Below are 3,226 nucleotides of genomic sequence, written 5' to 3'. Positions count from 1 at the left end.
ATGTTGCCGAGCCCTTGGAAGGGCACCGACACGGTGGCGCCGATATAGCGCACGGGCGACGTGATCGTCGAGAAGACACCGCGGACGGCCTCAAGGGGACCGGAGTCGCCCATGCGGCAGCTCGCGGTGAACAGGACGATGGAGGCGACGCAGCAGATGAAGAGCTGCTTGCCGCCGCCTCCGCTTGAGTTGTTTCCGAGCGCCGGGGAACCTCCCCGGCCGAGGCCCGAGTAAGACACGCCTACTGGCCAGTGCTCTGAACGAAGCCTCCGCTGAGGGCGTTGGCCTCGAGGACCTTGGCGCAGCCGTTGACGACGTTCTCGAGCGCCGTGGGGCTCACGTTCACGGGCACGCCGGTCTCTTCGCGCAGACGGTGGTCCAGGCCGCGCAGCAGCCCGCCGCCACCGGTGAGGAGAATACCGTAGTACATGAGGTCGGAGGCGAGGTCCGGCGGGGTCACGTCGAGGGCATCCTTGACGGCCTTCGTGACCTCGTCGAGCGGGCGGTCGAGGGCGCGGCGGATCTCCTCGCTCTCGATGTGGACGGTCTTGGGCAGGCCGCTCATGACGTCGCGGCCGTTGACCTCGACGTCGAGCTCCTCGGCCAAGGGCGCGGCCGAGCCGACCTTGATCTTGATGTCCTCGGCGGTGCGCTCGCCGATGGAGAGGTTGTACGCGTCGCGGACGTGCTGGAGGATCGTCTGGTCGAACTCGTCTCCTGCGGTGCGGATCGACTGCGAGACGACGATGCCACCCATGGAGATGACGGCGACCTCGGTGGTGCCGCCGCCGATGTCGACGACCATGGAGCCGGTCGGGTCCTCGATGGGCAAATCGGCGCCGATGGCGGCGGCCATGGGCTCCTCGATGAGGTACGCCTGGCGCGCGCCGGCCGAGATCGTCGCCTCGAAGACGGCGCGCTTCTCGACGGAGGTGACGCCGGAGGGAACGCACACGACGACGCGGGGGCGCGGGCTCCAAGGATAGCGGCGCTCGCGCGCCTTCTCGATAAAGTAGCGGAGCATGACCTCCGTTACGTCGAAGTCGGCGATGACGCCGTCCTTGAGGGGGCGCTCGGCGATGATGGAGCCCGGGGTGCGGCCGATCATGCGCTTGGCGTCGGCCCCGACGGCGAGGACGCGGCTCTCGCTCTTGTCGATGGCGACGACCGAGGGCTCGTTGATGACGATGCCCTGGCCGCGCACGGCGACGAGCTCGATGGCGAGGTCGCCGCCGTATTCCCCGAAAAGCGAGTCGAAAATCGACATCAGGATCCCTTGTCTACTTTGCTAGTTGGCCGAGGCCGCGGAGGCGTACTCGGTCTGAACGGAGGTCACCTTCCACGTAACGCCGTCCCTGACCATCTGCACGGTGTACTGCTGCTGGCCGCCGGCCGAAAGCGTGGCGACGACGTGGACCGTGCTCTCGGTCATGCTGCGGTCGACACCGTCGACCGTGACGGTGGCTCCGGAGGGCAGCGTGTCGGCGATCATCTGGACCTGGTTTGAGGCGGAGTCGGCGATGTACTTGTTGATCTCGGTACCGTTGGTCTTCGCCTGGAAGAGGGACTCCGCGACGGACTCCTGGGTGGGCCACCCGAAGCCCTGGGTGTAGGCGAGCGCGCCCGCGCCGCCGACGAGGACGACGATGAAAAGCAGCACGAGGAAGATCTTCAGGCCGCGGTGCTTGTGCTTGCGCTTAACCTTACGGTCCTTCTTGTCCTGCTCGACGAGCTCCTCCTCGGTCACCGAGAAGAACCCGGTATCCTCGGCGGAGGGGATGAGCTGGCCGGAGGCGCCCGTCGGGTCGAGCGGGTCGACGCCGGCGCCGTAGCCGGCGGCGGCGAGGAAGGCGTCGGTGTCGGAGGGTGCGGAGCCGGACTGCTGCTGCTTGGCGGCAGCAGCGGCGATGGCCTTGCGCGCGGCGTCGTAGGAGGCCTGCGCCGCGGGGCTCATGACGAAGGAGGCGTCGCTCGTGGCGTGCGAGAAGGCGTCGACGGCCTCGGGCATGCGGTTGGCCGCGACGTAGGCGAGTCCGAGGTCGCAGTAGACCTTCGACTGGCTCTCGAGCGGAGTGGTGAAGTCGAGGGCGGTGCGATAGGCCTCAACGGCGTCGACGGGGCGCCCGAGCCTCATGAAGCAGCTCCCGAGGTCGGAGAGGGCGCCCGCGGGAGCGGGGTTGTTCTCGTCGATGGCGGCGGAGCGGTAGGCGATACCGGCGTTGCGGACGTCGCCGGTGGCCTCGTAGGCTCGGCCGAGCGCGAGGTAGGCCTTGTAGGGCGTGGAGTACGAGTTGTCTTGGACGGCGCTCGTGAGGGCCTGGATCGCCTCCTGGGCCCGCCCGGCGGCGAGCAGCGCGCGGCCGCGGTTGCAAGAAAGCGCGCCGACCTTGCCGTACGAGGCGTCGGAAAGCGCGCTCGCGTAGGCGTCGGCGGCGGAGTCGTAGCGGCCGAGCTTCATGTACGCGTTGCCGATGAGGTGGTCGACGGCGCCGGCCGGCTCGCCCTGGGACTTGGCCCCCGAGAGCATCGACACGGCCCCGAGCCAATCGCCCGCCTGATAGGCGGCCTTACCCGACTCGAATGCCTGCTGGTTCATGTATACCTCCAAGGTAACGCGCGGCCTTAAGCCTCGCTGTGCTCGATCCTGATCGAATTGATGACATCGCCGGCGCGCAGGGTACCGATGACGTCCATGCCCTCGATGGTCTGGCCAAAGACGGTGTAGCCGGAGTCGAGGGAATGCTGCGGCCCGAGGCAGAAGTAGAACTGGGAGCCCGCGGAGTTGGGGTCCATGGAGCGGGCCATGGCGAGCGTGCCGTCTTCGTGGGAGTTACGGGGGTTGGAGGAGAACTCCTCGTGGATCCGGTAGCCGGGGCCGCCGGTTCCCGGACGGCCGTCGGGACCCATGCCGCCGGCGGCGACGTCGGAGGGGCTCATCTCGCGGGTGTTGGGGCAGCCGCCCTGGATGACGAAGCCGGGGACATAGCGGTGGAACTTGAGGTCGTCGTAGAAGCCACCCTCGGCGAGCTCGCAGAAGTTCGCAACATGGATCGGCGCGCCGGTGCCGTCGAGTCGGACGCGGATCTTTCCCTTGCTCGTGTCGAAGACGGCGACCTCGTCGCCGGCCACCTCATACTCGGGGGTATAGAGCGGATCTCCGAAAAAGCCCATGGTTGCTCCTCGCTATATCACGTGGCGGGAAGGCCCCGCCAGAATTCGAATCCAG

3 protein-coding genes and 1 pseudogene are annotated in these 3,226 nt (G+C 67.9%); all 4 read right to left on the bottom strand.

What is annotated here, in order from left to right; genetic code table 11:
• Positions 1–239, bottom strand: a pseudogene (locus ACT84W_RS02670) (rod shape-determining protein MreC); the annotation flags it as partial.
• A 2-nt stretch (positions 240–241) separates the two neighbouring features.
• Positions 242–1,267, bottom strand: a complete 1,026-nt coding sequence (locus tag ACT84W_RS02665) for a rod shape-determining protein (protein WP_444328121.1) — start codon at positions 1,265–1,267, stop codon at positions 242–244.
• 21 nt (positions 1,268–1,288) lie between these two features.
• A complete protein-coding gene (locus ACT84W_RS02660; RefSeq protein WP_432290805.1) occupies positions 1,289–2,596 on the bottom strand; it encodes a tetratricopeptide repeat protein in 1,308 nt (435 codons plus the stop codon).
• A 26-nt stretch (positions 2,597–2,622) separates the two neighbouring features.
• The gene (locus ACT84W_RS02655) at positions 2,623–3,171 is read right to left on the bottom strand and encodes a peptidylprolyl isomerase (RefSeq protein WP_444328120.1); all 549 of its coding nucleotides are present in this window, start codon (positions 3,169–3,171) and stop codon (positions 2,623–2,625) included.
• Positions 3,172–3,226 lie beyond the last annotated feature (55 nt).

The sequence above is a fragment of the Paratractidigestivibacter sp. genome, assembly GCF_052362415.1.
GTDB lineage: Bacteria > Actinomycetota > Coriobacteriia > Coriobacteriales > Atopobiaceae > Paratractidigestivibacter.
The sequence above is the reverse complement of the archived record's forward strand: the minus strand, read 5'-3'. Positions and strand labels throughout refer to the sequence as shown.